The sequence below is a fragment of the Paraburkholderia sp. Cpub6 genome, from assembly GCF_014201065.1.
GTDB lineage: Bacteria > Pseudomonadota > Gammaproteobacteria > Burkholderiales > Burkholderiaceae > Paraburkholderia > Paraburkholderia tuberum.
The window spans coordinates 314,252-332,328 of the sequence record NZ_JACHDM010000002.1; the positions used below are offsets into that span (position 1 = coordinate 314,252).

Here is an 18,077-nt window from a genome sequence, read left to right on the forward strand (position 1 = left end):
TCCATTGAAGCGGTCGTCGAAGTCGACGAATCGCGACATGATAGCGATTCCAGCGAAGGTGAGCAGCTTTTGTGGTGCGCTCGCACCGATCGGTACGTGGGAATTTGCAGCCAGCGGTCCAACCGGTGGTCCAGCGGGCGGCTCGATGTCAGTTCCGTTACAGGGTGTCGCGACGGCCTGCGTTGTTCCATGTCGCGCGAGCTTCCAGCACGTCATCGATCAATCCGTATTCCCTCGCTTCGAGCGCCGACATGAAGTTGTCGCGGTCGGTATCGCGCGCGATTTCTTCGATGCTGCGTCCGGTCCGCTCGGCCATCATCGCATTGAGACGCGCTCGTACATACAGCACCTCCTTGGCCTGGATTTCGATGTCCGCCGCGGTGCCCTGACCGCCGCCCGACGGCTGGTGAATCATGATGCGCGCATTGGGTAGCGCATACCGTTTGCCGCGTTGACCCGCGGTGAGCAGAAAGGTGCCCATGCTCGCGGCAAAACCCGTGCACAAGGTCGAGACCTCCGGCGTGATGAACTGCATGGTGTCGTAAATCGCGAGGCCGTCATACACGGAGCCGCCGGGCGAGTTGATGTAAAAAGAAATATCCTTGTCGGGGTTCTCCGATTCGAGAAACAGCAATTGCGCGACGATCAGACTGGCTGACTGCTCGTTCACGGGCCCGACAAGAAAGACGATGCGCTCGCGCAGCAGGCGGGAGTAGATGTCATAGGCACGTTCGCCCCGGCCGGACTGTTCGATCACCGTGGGCACAAGGCCGAGGCCGGAGACAGACGGGTAACTGGAAGGCATGGATTCCTCGTTCAGGATGGATGGCGCGGGCATTCCGGGATGCGCAGGCCGCCGCGGATCAGAAGCCGCGTGACATGCGCCGGTTGTTGCTCATTTGACGAAGCAGCCGCTGGCGTTGTGACAGAGAATTTTTTTGCGCCGCGCTGTCACATCACCGGTTGCCCATGCGTCAAGCTCAGGAATACCGAGCATGACGCGCGCCTGAGCCATGCCACCGGTATGCAGCCGCTTTTTCACCACGCACCATCGGGAGGTCTACGCATGACGGAACAGGGAATCGACAAGGCATCCAGTTTCGAGGCCGCGCGCGCCCGTCTGCTGGCACTCGCATATCGGATGCTCGGCAGTCGCGCGGAGGCGGAAGACGTGGTGCAGGATGTCTGGCTCAAATGGCACCTGGCCGATACGCAGGCGGTGCAAACGCCGGTCGCGTGGCTCACCACGCTCACCACGCGCACGGCGATCGACCGTCTGCGTCATGCACGGCGCGAGCGTGCGTCACAGGCTAGCGGCTGGTTGCCGGAGCCGTGGCTCGACGAGGTCGCACCATCGGCGGAGGAGTTGGCGTTGCGAGCGGCAGATATGTCGTACGGCGTGATGCTGCTTCTCGAACATCTGAAGCCAGACGAACGTGCGGCGCTCGTCCTGCATGAAGCGTTTGAGTGTGGTTATGCGGAAATCGCCTCGATTCTCGAGCGCACACCGGCCGCTTGCCGGCAAATGGTTCATCGCGCCAAGGAGCGTCTGAGACGTGCGGGGGCGCCGTTGGAGCGGCCCGATCCGGCGGTGCATGGGCGAATCGTCGAGCGTTTGCGCGCGGCGCTCGAAGCGCAAGACCGGGCGGGCCTGCTACAGCTTTTCAGCGATGCGCCGCAACTGATCAGCGACGTACCTTTGTACGCTCCGCCCCCTCGGTTCCCCACAGCCAACCCGGCCCTTCGAGCACAAGGGCCAACGCCTGAAACCGAAGCGCAACGCGACCGCGAACCGGGTTCAGGTCCGAAGTGGATGGCTGTAGTCACATCGCTCGCGCAACAGGCGAGCCATGCCGAGGTGGTGTCGATGGCGGGTGCGGTGTGCATCGCACTGTTCTGCGACGGCGACATCGTCGGGTTAATCGACGTGGTGACGGATGGCAAAACGGACCTTTCGGCGAAAATCGTCTCGCTGCGCATCCTGACCAGCGCCGCGCATCTGCAGGCGGCCAACCGGATGCTGGGCCGTGATGCGGTCACGGAACTGCTTGCCCGCATCAAGGACCATACGGCGGCGTCAGTTACGGTGAGCCGCGACTTCCCAGTTGATGTCGACGCATAGCACCTGCGTACCATGCGACGTGTGCGCGGCAATCGAGGCGGTCACGCACAGATGCGCTTCGTTGATCGACAGATACGGCGGCGTCAGATGAACCCGCCCCGGTTGACGCATCGCCTGAATGAAGTACGGGCGGCGCTCCCAACTCGCGCCTTCGGAATGCAGCAGCGGGCTGAAGCGCTTTGCGCGTTGCGATGTGCGCCCCGGCGGCAGCACGTTGTCGCCGATCTGCCGCCCCGAACCGTCCAAAACAAAGCAGCGCGCCGTTTCTCCGAGCGCGAGCAGAGGTGCGGTCGCCTGCGTGATCGATTCCCCGGCAACCAACTGCGCGGCGGCTGCCTCGAGCGCCGTGACATACGGCGCGAGCCGCGCGGATTGCGCTTTCTCTCGAGCGGCAACGCGTTCGCGCAGCGAAGCGGAGAGCGAATCCATCAGGCCAGCGGCAACTTGCGGCTTCACGGGTTCGACGCTCGGACCCGCGAAAAATGCGCCCTGGACGAAGTCGACATTGCATTCGAGCGCGATCAGCGCATCACGTTCGGTGCTCAGACCGCCCATCAGCACCAGTTGCCCAGACTCGTGCAACAGAGAGACGAGGCCCGGCAACACGCGCTCGATATGCGAGTGTTCGCTCGCTTGCGCGAGGATGCAGCGGTCGAGCGTGACGATGTCCGGCCGCAGATTCCACACCCGGTCGATGTTCGAATGCTTGGCGCCAAAGCCGTCGAGCGCGATCAGGAAACCGGACTTGCGCAGCGAATCGACGATTTCGGCGAAGCGCGTGGTTTCGCCGCCAGCCTGTTCGGATACTTCGAGCACCACGCGCTGCGGCGGCAGCCCGAGCGCCTTCAGGCTGGCAAGCAGCGCGTCGCCGTAGCTGGTGTCCATCAGTGCGGCCGGATGCAGGCTGAGGAAGAGCCATTCGTCGTGGCTGTCGAATGCGTTGAAGTTGCCGAGGTGCAGCGATTCGGCCAGCCGTCCGAGTTCCAGCAGATCGCCGCGTCGCGCGGCCTGCGTAAAGACTTCGTGCGAGGGCACTTGCCGCTCATGCTCGTCGTGCACGCGCAGCGACGCGTGATACCCGATCGCGCGCCGGTGCGATACCGAAAAGACCGGCTGAAACACGCTGAAAACGGTGTAGCCGCCATAGAGAACGGTACGCCGGGAGCCTTCGTCGCCGGCCATCGGGCGTGGTGGCTGGAAGCCGGGAGGATCGAGTTCGATCATGCTCATCGTGTCAGTCGTGTGGAAATGGCGGCGCTTGCTGGGCCAGGCAGGAGTTCGCGCGCGCAGACCAAGAGTTTACAGGATAGACGAGCAAGAACTATGCGCGTGTTCGAACAAAGCTCGAGCGTCCACCAGCAATGCTCCGAGGAAATCATTGTGTGCCCGCCGCGGTACGAAGGCGATAACGCGCACTTCGCTGGTGCGGGACGCGCCCTGTTGCGGGTCGGCGACGCTGTGCGAGGGTGCTGCGTGCGGCGCGCGTGGAGCGATGCCCGGAAATCCGTTCGCGAGTGCACGAGGATGCGTCGTCCTGGCTCGTGCGGCTTTCAAGCACGCTCCGAAGGATCGGTCTTTTTCGCGGGCGTGCGAATCTCCGGCGACAACTGCGCAAAGATCCATGACGAGCATGCGGTGATGATGCCGACACAGAGGAACGTCGCATGAAACGCGGGCAGCGAATTGGCGCCGGTCACGCGTTGCATGATGCCGGTAAAGGTTGTCAGCAACGCACCGGCCACCGTCACGCCGAGACTCATCGAAAGCATCTGCACGAGCGAAAACAGGCTATTGCCGCTGCTGGCGCCGCCGGTGCCGAGGTCCTTCAACGTCAACGTGTTCATCGCGGTGAACTGCATCGAGTTTACGCCGCCGAAGATCGCCAATTGCACGAGCCGCAGCCACAGCGGCTGATGCGTGCTCGTGAGCGCGAAACTCGCCATCATCAGGCCGACCAGAATCGTGTTCGCCATCAGCACGCGCCGGTAGCTGTACTTCAGAATCAGCTTCGTCACGAGGCGCTTCGTCGCCATGCCCGTGGCCGCCACGGGCAGCATCATCAGCCCGGCTTCGAATGCGCTATAGCCGAGGCTCACCTGCAACAGCAGTGGAATCAGGTAGGGCATCGAGCCGCTGCCGATCCGCGCGAACAGATTACCGAGCAGCCCAACGCTAAACGTGTGGATCTTGAACAGATCGAGCGGGAAGATCGGCGCGGGCTCGCGCACCGCGTGCAGCCCATACGCAACGAAGCACGCCATGCTCAGAATCAGCAGCACCAGCACCGTCGCATGTTGAATGCCGAACTCGGTGCGGCCGTCGAGCGCGAACGAAATCGCCACCATGCCCACCACCAGCAACAGGTAGCCGCCAAGGTCGAATTTGCCCGTGTGTTCGTTGCGGCTATCCGGCATGAAGATAAACGTCGCGATGCAGCCCACGATGCCCACCGGCACGTTGATCAGAAAGATCCAGTGCCACGACGCGATCTTGACGAGCCAGCCACCGAGCGTCGGTCCGATCAACGGTCCGATCAGCCCCGGAATCGCCACGAACGACAACGCCGGCAGATAGCGCTCAGCCGGAAAGGTTCGCAGCACCGCGAGCCGCCCAACCGGCAGAAGCATCGCGCCGCCCACGCCTTGCAGAACACGAAAGAGCACCAGTTGGTTCAGCGTATGCGCGTTCGCGCACAGCAACGAGCCCACCGCGAACACGAGGATCGCACTGAAGAACACGCGCCGCGTGCCGAGTCTGTCGGCGAGCCAACCGGACACGGGGATCATCACCGCCATCGTCAGCGAGTAGGCGATCACCACCGATTGCATGCGCAGCGGCAGCTCGCCGAGGCTTGTCGCCATCGCGGGCAGCGCGGTGTTGACGATCGTCGAATCGAGCGTCTGCATGAAGAAGCCGGTGGCGACCAGCCACAGCATCACGGTCAGCGAGCGGGGCGAAGGACCCGAGGGAATATCGGGAGCGAGGGCGGGCGGAGGCGGCGTCGTGGACATATGAGGCGGCTGGGCGCGCTCGGTCGGGCTGGGACTCGCTATTCTAGGGAAAAGCGGGTCCCGGTGCAGCGGGCGGCGCAGCGTTGCGCGGGTATCGGCGCTGCGCCACGGCCGCGCTCCGCGCCGTGTTCACGCATCAGGTGGCAACTGCGCTGCCGCATGAAAAAACGCCTGTGCCCATGGCTCGTTGCCAAACGCCACATGAATCCTGATCCACGGGCTCACCTCCCGGTTCGGCCTGAAGTGTTGGCCAGGCAGCACCGTCACTCCGAGGGGCACGCCGCATTCAACGAGCCGCTCGGCGTCCGCGACATGCGGCACGCGTGCCCACACGAACTTGCCGCCCGCTGGTTCTTCGAAGATCTCCCAGCCGGCATCTTCGAGTGTCTGGACGGTCGAGCCGAGCGCGCCGCGCATCTGGCGGCGCAGTCGCTCCAGATATTTGCGATATGCGCCGCGCTCCAGCATCGACACCGCCACCGCTTCGGCAAAGCGCGAACAGCCGATGCTCGTCAGCATCTTGATGTCGACCAGGTCCTTGATGATCGCGTGACTCGCCACCACGCAGCCGACCCGTAGCGAAGACGACAGCGTTTTCGACAATCCGCCGATGTAGATCACCTGTTCGAGTTGGTCGAGGGTGGCCAGGCGGTCGGTGAGCTCGGTCTGAAAATCCGCGTAGATATCGTCCTCGATGATCTGGAAGCCATGCTCTCGCGCCATTTGCAGCAAACGGAATGCGACCTGCGGTGCGACCGTGGTGCCGGTCGGATTGTGGAACACGGTGTTGACGAGCAGCAATCTGGGCCGGTGCAGCTTCAGTTGCGCCTGCATCGCGTCGAGGTCGGGACCATTGCCGGTGCGTGGAATGCCGATCAGCTTCATGCCGTGCAGGCGCAACAGGCCGTACAGGTTGTAGTAACCGGGGTCCTCGACAAAAATCGTGTCGCCTGGCTTGAGCATGTAGCGCACCAGCAGATCGAACGCCTGGCTCGCGCCATTGGTGATCAGAATCTGCGATGCGTCTGCCTGGATGCCCAACTGGCCAATGCGGCCGCGCAACTGTTCGCGCAAGACCGGGTTGCCGAGCGGCGTCGCGTACTCGACCATGCTAGCCGGATCGGTTCGCGACACGTGGCGGATCGCCTGCGCAATGCCATCGATGTCGCGCCAGCTTTCGGGGATGAAACCGGTGCTGAGCTTCAGCGTCTCGCCCGGAAAGTTGAATTGCTCGAGCAGATGGTCCGACTCGACATCGGCGCGGCGCGGGTCCGAAGTGCCCTGGCAGCGCATGTCGGTCGGTTGGCGATCGGCGACGTAAAAGCCGGAGCCGTGGCGCGAGTCGACATAGCCGAGCGACACCAACCGGTCGTATGCCTCGATCACCGGAAAGCGGCTTACGGCGAAGTCGGCGGCGAACTGGCGGATCGACGGCAGCTTTGAGCCAGGATGCGCATTGCGCGAGCGGATCCACGCCGAGACGCCCGCGACGATCTGCTCGGTCAGCGGCACGCCGTTGTCCCGATCGAGCTGGATTTCGAGTTTCATACGCTTGCCTTCTGTCGCCGGCCTGCGAACGCGAAAGTTTTAAACCTGCGCCGCACGAGCCATGCCAACTGTTCGGTTTTTTGACTGAACAGTTCCGATGAAAGTGTTCGGAACTGTGCATGGGTCTCCGATCATCGCACGTCAATAATCGGTACAACAGAAGTTCATCGAGGAGAACGGCGATGCGAGAAGTGCGAGTTTTCGAGCTGGAACATGGCGAGCCCGTCACGGCCTGGCGCGTTGCGCGTCCGACGATTTTCAAGGTGATCAGCGGCAACGTCTGGCTGACCGTCGAGGGCGAGCATGAGGATCACTGGCTGGCGGCGGGGCAGTCGATCGAGTTGGCGCGTGGATCGGTGGCATGGATCAGCGCCGGGCGGGCCGGGGCGCGTTTTGCGCTGGCGAGCGGCTCGGAACGCAGGTTGCCGACGCTGCTATTCGGCTGGCCGATGCCGGCTTGGCTGGCGCGTCGGCCGGGCGTGGTCTGATGCAGGGCGAACGGCGAGCCGCCTCTTCCTGGCCCCTAAGCAGCACCTCCCGCCTCATACTCCCCGATATACCGCGCCCGCGGCCGGATCAACCGGCCATCGCGCGCCTGCTCCATCGCGTGCGCGATCCAGCCGACCACCCGCCCGAGCGCGAACAGCGTGAACGCGGCCCCGCTCGGCAAGCCGAGCACGCGCTCGATCGCGGCAAGCGCGAAATCCACCGTCGGCTCCGCGCCGGTCGTGTCGCGCACCGCTCGCGCGACCTGCAGCACCTCGCTGAGCGGCGAGCGGGCTGGCGCGCAGTCGGCGAGCATCGTCAGCAATAGCCGCGCGCGCGGATCACCGTCCGGATAGAGCGGATGACCGAAGCCCGACAGCACCGGCCCTTGCGCGCCGTGCTCGTAGCGCGCGAGACGGTTCGCCAGATAGCGGTCCAGCTCGGGCGAGCGCGACGCCTCATCGAGCAGCGCGGCGATGCGCACGGTTTCGCCGCCGTGACGCGGCCCGGAAAGCGCCGCGAGCCCGCCCGCGACCGCACCGAACAGGTGCGTGCCCGTCGACGTGATACAACGGACCGTGAACGTCGACGCGTTCAGCTCGTGATCCGCGCAGGCGACCAGGGCCGCGCGCAGCAGTCCGCTTTGCTGACGGCTGCGCACCCGCCAGGCCGTCGCGATCTGCCGATGCAGCGGTTCGTTCGACGGCGCCGCCGGCAGCATCGCGGCGGCCAGCAGCCGCATCACGGCGCACGCGGTGTCGAGCTGCGCATCGCGGCCGAGCGCCCACACGCGCGGCATCTGCGCGGCGGCGGCCGGCAGCAGCACCAGCGCGCGATCGAGCGGCGTGCTGTCACTCCACAGCTTGAGCCACGCGGCCCATTGCGCGGGGGCGAGCGGCACGATGGGCGCATCGGCGATGCGCCGCGCGCTGCATTCCCACAACAGCGCCGCGACGTCTTCGAGTGACGCACTGCGCGCGAGCTCGATCGCATCGTGCCCGCGATACAGCAGCCGACCGTCCGCGACCAGCGTGATCGACGATTCGAGCACCGGTACGCCCCAGTCGAGCACCTTCTGCGCGACCTTGCCGGTGCGTTTGCCGTCCGCCTTGCGACGCGCGAGGCGGCGCACCTCGGCGGCATCGTAGAGCCGATGCCTGCCTTGCGCATCCGGCGACGAGCCGAGCATGCCTCGGCTCACATACGCGTACAGCGTTGGCAAGCTGACGCCGAGCGTTGCGGCCGCTTCGGCGGCGCTCAGGTAAATCGGGGCTGGCATAAAAGTGCGTATAAACCGAAGAAATCAATATATGTTGATTATCATAATCAAGATTGATTGCGGCAAGGCGCAAATTTAGACTCGGTGTACCTGCTTCCTGTCCGCGCGGCCAGCGCGCCCGATCTCATGACGCCCGAACTCGCCCTCAAGCACATCTGGACCCTCGCCGGCTGCGATCCGGTCGCGCTGCACGCCGTGTCGCTCGCCGGCGCGGATCCCGGCTTGCCGTCGGTCTACCGTGTCGGCAGCCTCGCGGCGTCGACCATCGCCGCGACGGGCCTCGCCGCCGCCGAATACTGGCGCTTGCGCAGCGCTCGCCTGCAACAGGTGTCGGTGCAGATGCGTCGCGCGCTGGCGGCGTTTCGCAGCGAACGCTATTTGCGGATCGACGATGGGCCGCCGCCCGCGCTGCGCGATCCGGTCACCGGCTTCTATGAAACGGGCGACGGCCGCTGGATCCAGCTGCATACGAATTTCGCGCATCACCTGAAGGGCGTGCTCGAGGTGCTCGGCTGTGACAATGGGCGGCACTCGGTGGCGGCCGCAATTCGCGGCTGGGAGGGCGCGACGCTCGATCAAACGCTCGCCGACGCGGGCCTGTGCGCCGCCTTGATTCGCACGCCCGACGAATGGGCCGCGCTCGAGCAGGCCAAAGCGATCGCGCGCTTGCCGCTGTTCGAGATCGAGCGCATCGGCGACGCCCCAGCCGAGCCGCCGCGCCTCGCCGCCGCTGACGTTGACTCCGGCATCGACCGCCCGCTCGCGGGTGTGCGGGTGCTGGATCTGTCGCGGATCATCGCGGGACCGGTGGCCGGCCGCGCGCTCGCGCATCATGGCGCGGACGTGTTGACGATCAACGGGCCGCATCTGCCGAACATCGCGCCGCTCGTGATCGACAACGGCCGCGGCAAGCGTTCGGCAATCGTCGATCTGCGCGAGGCGGCAGGCTGCGACACGTTGCGCGGACTAGCGCGCGATGCCGACGTGTTCCTGCAGGCCTATCGTCCGGGCGCGCTCGAGGCGCGCGGCTTTGGGCCGGACGAGCTTGCGCGGCTGCGGCCCGGCATCGTCTATGTTTCGGTGTGCGCGTACGGGCACACAGGGCCGTGGGCGGAGCGACGCGGCTTCGATAGTCTGGTGCAGTCGGCGAGCGGCATCGCGTGGACCGAGCGCGCGGCGGCGGGTTCGGCCGAGCCGCGGCATCTGCCGTGTCAGGCGCTCGATCACGCGACCGGCTATCTGGCCGCGTTCGGCGCGATGGTCGCGCTCGCGCGGCGCGCTCGCGAGGGCGGCAGCTGGCATGTGAAGGTGTCTCTTGCGCAGACGGGGCGTTGGCTGCGGTCGTTCGGGCTGCTGGCCGATGGGCAGCAGGCGCCCGAGGTGTCGCTCGACGATGTGCGCGATTGCGTCGCGAGCGTGCAATCGGAGTTCGGGCGTGTGCTTGGCGTGCTGCCGGCGGAGGAACTGGAGCAGACGCCTGCGTTTTATGCGCTGCCGCCAGCGCGCATCGGCGCGCACGAAGCCCGGTGGCCGTGACGGTTGGAGCGGGCGGCGCGTTCAGGTTGGGAACGCGGCGTACCTAACCGCCCACCGTGGCGCAGCTTACTTTCGCAACTCCGCCACGAAGTCGTAGTAATCGTTGCGGCAGTACGTGTCCGTCAGTTCGATCGCCCGCTGATCCGCCGTATATCCGACGCGCGTGATCAACAGCAACGCCTCGTTCGGCGCGATGCTCATCTGCTGCGCGATCTCGTCGCTCGCGTTGACCGCGCGGAAGTGCTGCAACGCGCGCACGATCGTCAGTCCGCGATTCTCCAGATACGTGTACAGCGAGTCGCCGATTGCCTGTGGATCGGGAATCACCGCGGCCGGAAACGTCGAATTCTCGACCGCCATCACGATGCCGTCGGCGAGCCGCAGCCGCCGCAGCCGCGTGACCGCTGCGGCCGGCGACAGACCCAGTTGGATCACCTCGTCGCGATTGGCCGGCGAGATTTCGCGCGACAGCCACTTCGAACTCGGCGTGAAGCCGCGCCGCCGCAGCATTTCGCTGAAGCTCGACAGACGCGACAACGGATCTTCGTAGCGCGGCGTGATGAAGCTGCCCGCGCCTTGAGTGCGGCGGATCAAACCCTGCTCCACGAGCAGCGCGATCGCCTTGCGCGACGTGATGCGCGACACGCCGAGCGCCTCCGACAGCACGCGCTCCGAAGGCAGCGCCTCGCCGGCGTTCCAGCGGTTTTCGTGGATCGCGCTGCCGAGCTTGCGGGCAAGTTGCAGATAGAGCGGCGTGTCGTTTTCCGGGTCCGGGCGCAGGTCGCGCCAGCGGTCTTCCGAGGCAGAGGTCATGGGGCTCACGCAGGATGGGCAAGCGGCAATTTTAAAACATCGGCGCGTCCCGTTATAGCGGGCTTTTGCCAGGCGCGCCGTTGCGAGGCCGCGGAACCGCTAAACTCATCGCCAGGTTTTTCGTAGCATGCGTTGCGTGATGAGGCGGCGGGCCAGCGCATCGCATCTGGATCGAGGCACTTTCGAGGAGTCAGCATGACGAGCGAGATCGCAAGCGTGAGCCTACCGGGCGGCGAGCGCATGCCAGCACTGGGGCAGGGCACGTGGGAGATGGGCGAGCAGCGGGCACGACGCGCGGCGGAAATCGATGCGCTGCGCTGCGGCATCGAACTCGGCATGACGCTGATCGATACCGCCGAAATGTACGGCGACGGCGCGACCGAGTCGCTGCTCGGCGAAGCGCTCGCGGGTTTGCGCGACAAGGTGTTTCTGGTCAGCAAGGTGTATCCGCACAACGCCAGCCGGCGCGGCGTGATCGCCGCGTGCGAGCAGAGCCTGAAGCGTCTGAAAACGGACCGGCTCGATCTGTATCTGCTGCACTGGCGTGGCTCGGTGCCGCTCGCGGACACCGTCGACGGCTTCGAGGCGCTGCGGCGCGCGGGCAAGATCCGTCACTGGGGCGTCAGCAACTTCGATACCGACGACATGGAAGAACTTGTCGCGACGCCAGGCGGCGACGCGTGCGCGACCAACCAGATTCTGTATAACGTGGCGCGGCGCGGGCCGGAGTTCGATCTGTTGCCGTGGCTCGCCGCGCGCGGCATGCCGGCGATGGCGTATAGCCCGGTCGATCATGCGCGGCTGCCGAAACGCTCGCCGCTCGACGATATCGCCGACGCGCGCGGCGTCTCGGTGTTTCAGGTGGCGCTCGCGTGGGTGCTGGGCAAGCCCAATGTGTGCGCGATTCCGAAGGCGGCCCGCGTCGAGCATGTGCGCGACAACCATCGCGCGTCGCAACTGGTGCTGGAAGCCGGCGAACTCGCCGCGCTCGACGCGTACTTCAAGCCGCCGCGCGGCAAGCGTGCGCTGGAGATGTTGTAAGCGCCGGCGCGGCCGCCGTCCGTTGCGCAACGGCGGCGCGCGAGGCTCGAAGCGCTGTGGGCGTCGATGACGCCGCTCGCGCTGACGCGGCGCTCAGGTGCAGGGATGGTGCTGATGCACGGAGCCGAGCACGGCGACTTCGGCGGGGGTGTGCTGCAGCGCGTCGTCCGGCACCTGGGCGGCATCGGCGAGGAAGTCGTCGACGATCGACGACACCGCCACGTCGCGCAGGCATAGCGACACGCGCTGCGTTTCGTTGGCGGGGAGGGTTGCTCGTTGCGAGAGGAACAGCACGCCGTATTGATAACCGTGGATGATGCCGCGGATCGCGCCGACGCATTGCCCTTGCGCGACGTTGTCGTGGCGCTGTTTGCAGCTCTGGACGAGCGAGTAGGCGGAGAAGCTCGGGTCGACCGGTGGTGCCGCTTGCGACAAGGTTTGCGCCATTGGCTGCGCGGGTGTTTGCGCATTGGCGAGCGATGCGAGGCCCAGGGCGGCAGCGGTCAGCACGGCGGCTGCCGTGCGGGTCGCGGAGGGGGGGACGCTTCTATGCATGTTGTGGGCCCTCATATCGAACGATGAATTTGATATGAGGCGGTCGTCTCGGATTGGTTCCATAACACTCGCACGCAATGGAGGTTGTGTTCCCGTCGCTCGCGGTGCGGTTCGCGCGATGGCGCGAGGCGCGGCGCGCGCTCTCCGAGCCATTCCGTCAGCGCGCGCCGAAGGCGGGCGGGCCGCTCCGACCGGCCTCCGGCGGTGACGCCCGACCGGGGGATCGGGACATCACCGCCGTTGCCAGCGGATAGCGGACAGCGTGCCGGGACATGTCGCCGGCGGGTAGGGCGCGGGGGCTCCCTACCCGGGGCAACGGGCGACGCCTAGTGCCCGTTCCCGCCACCGTTGCCACTGCCGCCACCCTTGCCTCCGTGACCGCCGCCGAAGCCTCCGCCAAAGCCTCCGCCGAACCCGCCACCGAAGCCACCACCGAAGCCACCACCGAAGCCACCACCGAAGCCACCACCGAAGCCACCACCGAAGCCACCACCGAAGCCACCACCATTCGCACCGCCGAAACCACCGCTAGGGCCACCGCCAAAGCCACCACCTGGGCCACCGCTGGAGCCTCCGCAACCGCAGCCGCCGCTCCCGCTGCCGCCGCTGCTTCCGCCTCCACCGCTGCCTCCTCCGCCGCTGCCTCCTCCGCCGCCGCCACCGCCGCTTCCACCTCCGCTTCCTCCGCCGCCACCACTACCGCTATTTCCCTTACCGCCCGTGCCCGCACCGCCACTCCCACTTCCGCTCCCTGAACCCGCCGCCCCGGCGCCGCTGTTGCCGCTTGCGCCAGCACCGCTATTGCTCGAACCCGCCGCGCCGCCATTACCGCTGCCGTTGCCACTGCCGCCGCCGAGCCGCCCGCAGCCCGGACCGCCGAGCCCGCCGCAGCCGCCCGGCGCGAACACCGAGGCGGTGTCGTCGGCGGCTGTGGCCGTGCCAGCCTCGGCGCCGGTCGCCGCGCCGTCGTTCTGCGCGAGCAGCAGCGGCGTTGAATCGTCGGGTTGCGCCCGCGACGCGTCGGCCAGCACAATCGAGCGAGGGATCACGTCCGTCGACGCCCCGTACGCGGTCCCGCCCGCCAACACCGCGACCCCCGCGAGGACCACCGCGCCGCGCATCATTGCACAGTAGTAGTGATCTGATTTTCCGGTCTTCATCGCGCGTCTCCAGAGCGAAGGACGGTACCTCGCTGCCGCCTTCGCGAGCTGCCCAGCGCCGGCCGACCTGTCTGCACGCGGTTCTTGTCGAACCCCCGGTCCGTTGTGTCGAAGTTGTCCGTGCGTCGCTGCCGTGCTGATCGCGCGAGGTCGCGCCATCGCGTGGTGACGCTCGTCGTGCGGATATGCGCGGCGTTGCGCGCCCGGTTTGGCTTCGAATCTCTGGCCGCTAATTTAGCGATATCCATGCCACGCGCCGCAAAGCCTTGAAGCGACACGGGCGATATCGGGATGTGCGATGCGCACGCCGGAAAAACGCCTCAAAACGTTGCGACGATGAAACGCGCGGACGCAAAAGCGTGTTCCGACGCGGGATTCGTTAAGAGAGGGGTGTGCGTCGATGAGGTTCGAGTCGACGCTAGCTGGCGTTTTCCGACGCATCGTCGGCGTTGCCGCCATTCGTCGGGTCGCTCGCGTTGTCGTCGCGCGGCTCGCTTTGCAGCTCGCGAAGTGTGGCGACCGGAATATGGCAGCGAATCCGGTGCGCGGAAGACGGATCGGCGGCGCCGTCCGCGTCGAGAAACGGCGGGTCCTGCTGCTCGCAGATCGCGCCGAGCTTGCGCGGACAGCGCGTGTGAAACACGCAGCCCGACGGCATCGCGCCGGGCCCGGGCAACTCGCCGGTGAGACGGATACGCGTACGTTGATGCACCTCGCCGCACGCGCCGTCGCCCGGCAGCGTCGGCACGGCGGACAGCAGCGCCTCGGTATAGGGATGCTGCGGTCCATCGAACACGGCCGCCGCCGGGCCGATTTCGAGCAGCCGGCCGAGGTAGAGCACCGCGATGCGATCCGACACATAGCGGACCACGTGCAGATCGTGCGAGATGAACACGTAGCTGACGCCGCGCTCGCGCTGCAGATCGGCGAGCAGGTTCAGAATCGCGGCCTGCACCGACACGTCGAGCGATGAAGTCGGCTCATCGCACACGACGACACGTGGTTCGCCGGCGAACGCGCGCGCAATCGCGACGCGCTGCTTGAGCCCACCCGAAAGCTGGCGTGAACGTGCGTCCAGATAGCGCTCGGGCAGCCGCACGGCGTCCGTCAGCGTGGCGAGCCGTGCGTCGATCTCGGGCCCGCGCAGCGCGGTGAAGCGCGCGAGCGCACGGCCGATCAGCCGCTTGACGGAATGCGCGCGATTGAGCGCCGAGTCCGGATTCTGGAACACGATCTGCAGCGATTTCAGCTGCTCGTCGCTGCGTCGCGTGACGCGCGCGGCGAGCGGGGCGCCGTCGAGTTCGAGCGCGCTGCCGGCATCGGGTGCGAGCAGGCCGAGCAGCAGCCGCGCGAGCGTTGTCTTGCCGCTGCCCGATTCGCCGACGAGGCCGAGCGTCTCGCCGCTCGCGAGTTCGAGCGACACGTCGTCGACCGCGCGCAGCGGGACGCCCGATACGTGGAATGTTTTCGACAGGTTCCGGGCGCGCAAGACCGGCGCAGAGGGCACGCGCGGCGCCGCGTTGGATGATGCGGCCGCCACCGGCGCCGCGCTCGATGTCGCACGCGGCAGTTCGATCGCACGCTCGTGATAGTGGCAGCGCGCCATCTGATCGCCATGCCGGGCGCCGAGGCGATAGGGCGGCGGCGCGTCGCGGCGGCAGCGCTCGTCGGCGAGACGGCAGCGCTCCGCATAGATGCAGCCCTGCGTGACCGAGCCCGGCAGAGGCAGGCCGCCCGCGATCGTATCGAGCCGCTCGCTGTCCTTGCTGCGTCCGGCCGTCGGCAGGCAGCGCAGCAATCCGACCGTGTACGGATGACGCGGCCGCGCGAACACGTCCTGGGTCGCGCCTTCCTCGACCAGTTTGCCCGCGTACAGCACGCCGACGCGTTCGCACATGCGGCCGATCACCGCGAGGTTGTGGCTGATGAACAGCACCGCGGTGCCGAGTTCCTCGCGCGCCTGTGCGACGAGGTCGAGCACTTCCGCTTCGACGGTCGCATCGAGGCCGGTAGTCGGTTCGTCGAGAATCAGCAGCGCGGGGTTCGACGCGAGCGCCATCGCGATCACCACGCGCTGCTGCATGCCGCCCGACAATTGATGCGGATAGCTGTTCATCACGCGCTCGGGCGCCGCGATGCGGACGCGTTTGAGTATCTCGAGCGTGCGTTGCAGCGCCTCGTCGCGCGCGACGCCGGCCGCCTCGAATGCTTCGGAAACCTGACGGGCGATCGTCAGCGATGGATTCAGTGCGCGCCCCGGGTCCTGGTAGACCATCGAGACGGTCGTCGCACGCATGCTGCGCAGCGCGTCGGCACCCAGCTTCTGCACGTCCTCACCGGCGATTACGATCTTGCCGGCCTTCACCTTGCCATTGCGCGGCAGATAGCGCAGCGTCGCCATTGCCACGGTCGACTTGCCGCAACCGGATTCGCCGACGAGCCCATACGCCTCGCCGCGTCGCACGCGAAACGATACGTCCTGCAGCACTTCGCGATCGCGTCCGCGGATCCGGTAGGTGACCGTCAGGCCGACCACGGTCAGCGCATCGGTGCGATCGCTTTTCGACACGTCGAACGCGGCGAACGAGGAGGGCGGTGGGCCGTTCATTGGTCGAGCACTCCCTGCACGCCGTCGGCGATCAGATTGACGCCGACCACCAGTGACGCGATCGCGCCCGCCGCGAACACGACGGTCCACCACGCGCCGCCCGCCATCAACGTGTACGACTCGGACAGCGCGAGCCCCCAGTCGGCCGACGGCGGCTGGATGCCGAAGCCGAGGAACGACAGCGTCGCGACCGCGAAGATCGCATAGCCGAGCCGCACCGTTGCTTCGACGACGATCGGCGGCAGCACGTTCGGCAGGATCTCCGCGAACATGATGTACGGCGCGCGTTCGCCGCGCAGCTGCGCGGCGGCCACATAGTCGAGATGCCGCTCTGCGAACACGGCGGCGCGCACGGTGCGGGCTGTTATCGGCGTGAAGGTGGTGCCGATCACGAGAATCACCGTGAAGTTCGACGCACCGACCGCGGCGAGCGCGAGCAGCGCGACGATTACGAGCGGCAGCGCGAGCACCGCGTCGATCATGCGGCCGATCACGTCGTCGACCCAGCCGTCGAAGTAGCCGACCACCAGGCCGAGCGCGGTGCCCGCCGCGGTGCCGAGCAGTGTCGCGAGCGGCGCGATCGTCAGGATGTCGCGCGCGCCGACGATCACGCGCGAGAATACGTCGCGGCCGAGCTGATCGGTGCCGAACCAGTGCGTGCGATCGGGCGGCGTCAGCGAATTGAGCGGATCGGACGCGTACGGATCGAGATGCACGAACCACGGCCCGGCGATCGCGCAGACGATCCACCACGCGACGATCAGCGCGCCCACGATGAAGGTCGGCGAACCGAGGAGCAGGAGGAGGCGCGGGAAACGCGGCTCGGAGACCGGCGCGCCTGGCGCGGGCGAGCCTGGTGGCGTCGATGAAGCCGGCGGCACGGTCGTATTCATTCGGCGGTCCTCACCCGCAGTCGCGGATTGAGCAGCACGTGCAGCGCATCGGCGACCAGATTCGCGAGCGTATAGACGACGCCGATCGTCAGTACGCCCGCTTCGAGCATTGGAAAGTCCTTCGCCTTGGCGGCGTTGTAGATCAGCGAGCCGATGCCCTGGTAGCGGAACAGCGTCTCGACCACCACGAGTCCGCCGATCATGTAGCCGAGTTGGGTGGCGGCGACCGTGATCGTCGGCAGCAGTGCATTGCGCAGCACGTGCCGCCAGATCACGACGTGGCGCGGCAGGCCCTTGAGGATGGCGGTGCGCGTGTAGTCGGCGTCGAGCGCTTCGACGGTGCCCGCGCGTGCCATTCGCGCGATGTAGCCGAAGAACACGAGGACGAGCGGCAGCACCGGCAGCACCAGATGCCGCAGCTGTTCGAGCACGCTCGCATCGGGCGGATATGAGGCCTCGATGGGCAGCCAGCGCAGCCACACGCCGAACACGAGAATCAGCACGATCGACGACACGAACTCCGGCACCACGGTCGCCGACAAACCGGCGATGCTGATTGTGCGATCGAGCCAGCGCCCCGCATGCATCGCCGACCACACGCCGCCTGCGATGCCGAGCGGCACGACGACGATGAACGCGAGCAGGCCGAGCTTCGCCGAATGCCCGAGCGCATCGGCGATGAACGGCCTGACCGGTTCGCGATATGCGTACGACAGCCCCATGTTGCCGCGCACGAAATGCGTGATCCAGTCGATGTATTGCGTGAGCAGCGGCCGGTCGGCGCCGAGCTGATGATCGAGCGCGGCGACCGCGCGCGCATCGGCGAGCGGCCCGAGCACCGCGCGGCCGATATCGCCGGGCAGCAACTGGCCGCCCGCGAACACGATCACCGACAGCAGCCACAAGGTGATCAGCGAAAGACCCGCGCGCGTCGCGAGAAAACGCGCGACGCGGCCCGCGTTGCCGTTCGTCGCGCGCGGCGGACGCGATGTATTCGAGGCGGGAGAGGGCACCGGAGCCGACAT

16 protein-coding genes are annotated in these 18,077 nt (G+C 66.7%); 4 read left to right on the forward strand and 12 right to left on the reverse strand.

Annotated features, from left to right (window positions below):
- Nucleotides 1-157 precede the first annotated feature (157 nt).
- Together clpP and HDG33_RS06235 are read right to left on the reverse strand one after the other, a co-directional pair.
- Nucleotides 158-805, reverse strand: a complete 648-nt coding sequence (gene clpP / locus HDG33_RS06230; RefSeq protein ID WP_184023076.1) for an ATP-dependent Clp endopeptidase proteolytic subunit ClpP — start codon at nt 803-805, stop codon at nt 158-160.
- Between the two features lie 90 nt (nt 806-895).
- Nucleotides 896-1,042, reverse strand: coding sequence for a hypothetical protein (locus HDG33_RS06235; protein ID WP_184023077.1), 147 nt, complete (start codon nt 1,040-1,042; stop codon nt 896-898).
- Between the two features lie 24 nt (nt 1,043-1,066).
- Between HDG33_RS06235 and HDG33_RS06240 the strand changes: the two genes are divergently transcribed.
- Nucleotides 1,067-2,122 (forward strand): sigma-70 family RNA polymerase sigma factor, encoded by a 1,056-nt coding sequence (locus tag HDG33_RS06240; protein WP_184023078.1) that lies wholly within the window; start codon nt 1,067-1,069, stop codon nt 2,120-2,122.
- Here the strand turns inward: HDG33_RS06240 and HDG33_RS06245 are convergent.
- The 3 genes from HDG33_RS06245 to HDG33_RS06255 all read right to left on the reverse strand — a co-directional run bounded on the left by HDG33_RS06245 (nt 2,078) and on the right by HDG33_RS06255 (nt 6,681).
- Entirely contained in the window at nt 2,078-3,352 is a 1,275-nt protein-coding gene (locus HDG33_RS06245) for an EAL domain-containing protein (protein WP_184023079.1), read from the reverse strand. The genes HDG33_RS06240 and HDG33_RS06245 overlap by 45 nt on opposite strands.
- A 320-nt stretch (nt 3,353-3,672) precedes the next feature.
- The gene (mdtD, locus tag HDG33_RS06250; protein WP_184023080.1) at nt 3,673-5,133 is read right to left on the reverse strand and encodes a multidrug transporter subunit MdtD; all 1,461 of its coding nucleotides are present in this window, start codon (nt 5,131-5,133) and stop codon (nt 3,673-3,675) included.
- Nucleotides 5,134-5,262: 129 nt separating this feature from the next.
- Nucleotides 5,263-6,681, reverse strand: coding sequence for a PLP-dependent aminotransferase family protein (locus HDG33_RS06255; RefSeq protein ID WP_184023081.1), 1,419 nt, complete (start codon nt 6,679-6,681; stop codon nt 5,263-5,265).
- Between the two features lie 182 nt (nt 6,682-6,863).
- Here HDG33_RS06255 and HDG33_RS06260 point away from each other — a divergent pair, with 182 nt between their 5' ends.
- Nucleotides 6,864-7,169: a DUF2917 domain-containing protein gene (locus HDG33_RS06260; RefSeq protein ID WP_184023083.1), complete on the forward strand. Its 306-nt coding sequence runs from the start codon at nt 6,864-6,866 to the stop codon at nt 7,167-7,169.
- 35 nt (nt 7,170-7,204) lie between these two features.
- Here the strand turns inward: HDG33_RS06260 and HDG33_RS06265 are convergent, their stop codons facing one another.
- Nucleotides 7,205-8,446 carry a citrate synthase family protein gene (locus HDG33_RS06265; protein ID WP_184023085.1) on the reverse strand — a complete coding sequence of 414 codons (1,242 nt, stop codon included), beginning with the start codon at nt 8,444-8,446 and terminating at the stop codon, nt 7,205-7,207.
- A gap of 126 nt (nt 8,447-8,572) precedes the next feature.
- Here HDG33_RS06265 and HDG33_RS06270 point away from each other — a divergent pair, with 126 nt between their 5' ends.
- Nucleotides 8,573-9,982, forward strand: a complete 1,410-nt coding sequence (locus tag HDG33_RS06270) for a CoA transferase (protein WP_184023087.1) — start codon at nt 8,573-8,575, stop codon at nt 9,980-9,982.
- A 66-nt stretch (nt 9,983-10,048) separates the two neighbouring features.
- Here HDG33_RS06270 and HDG33_RS06275 read toward each other — a convergent pair whose 3' ends face one another.
- Nucleotides 10,049-10,795, reverse strand: a complete 747-nt coding sequence (locus tag HDG33_RS06275; RefSeq protein ID WP_013090333.1) for a GntR family transcriptional regulator — start codon at nt 10,793-10,795, stop codon at nt 10,049-10,051.
- A gap of 195 nt (nt 10,796-10,990) precedes the next feature.
- Between HDG33_RS06275 and HDG33_RS06280 the strand changes: the two genes are divergently transcribed.
- Nucleotides 10,991-11,836, forward strand: coding sequence for an aldo/keto reductase (locus tag HDG33_RS06280; RefSeq protein WP_184023089.1), 846 nt, complete (start codon nt 10,991-10,993; stop codon nt 11,834-11,836).
- 93 nt (nt 11,837-11,929) lie between these two features.
- Here the strand turns inward: HDG33_RS06280 and HDG33_RS06285 are convergent, their stop codons facing one another.
- From HDG33_RS06285 to HDG33_RS06305, 5 genes are all read right to left on the reverse strand, one after another.
- On the reverse strand, nt 11,930-12,391 hold the full coding sequence (locus HDG33_RS06285; protein WP_184023091.1) for a Rap1a/Tai family immunity protein: 462 nt from the start codon (nt 12,389-12,391) through the stop codon (nt 11,930-11,932).
- A gap of 326 nt (nt 12,392-12,717) precedes the next feature.
- Nucleotides 12,718-13,551, reverse strand: coding sequence for a hypothetical protein (locus HDG33_RS06290; RefSeq protein ID WP_184023093.1), 834 nt, complete (start codon nt 13,549-13,551; stop codon nt 12,718-12,720).
- Between the two features lie 418 nt (nt 13,552-13,969).
- A complete protein-coding gene (locus HDG33_RS06295) occupies nt 13,970-16,159 on the reverse strand; it encodes an ABC transporter ATP-binding protein (protein ID WP_184023095.1) in 2,190 nt (729 codons plus the stop codon).
- Complete coding sequence (locus HDG33_RS06300) at nt 16,156-17,052, reverse strand: ABC transporter permease (RefSeq protein WP_184023099.1); 897 nt, start codon at nt 17,050-17,052, stop codon at nt 16,156-16,158. The genes HDG33_RS06295 and HDG33_RS06300 overlap by 4 nt, the downstream gene beginning before the upstream one ends.
- The gene (locus HDG33_RS06305; RefSeq protein ID WP_184023101.1) at nt 17,049-18,077 is read right to left on the reverse strand and encodes an ABC transporter permease; all 1,029 of its coding nucleotides are present in this window, start codon (nt 18,075-18,077) and stop codon (nt 17,049-17,051) included. The genes HDG33_RS06300 and HDG33_RS06305 overlap by 4 nt, the downstream gene beginning before the upstream one ends.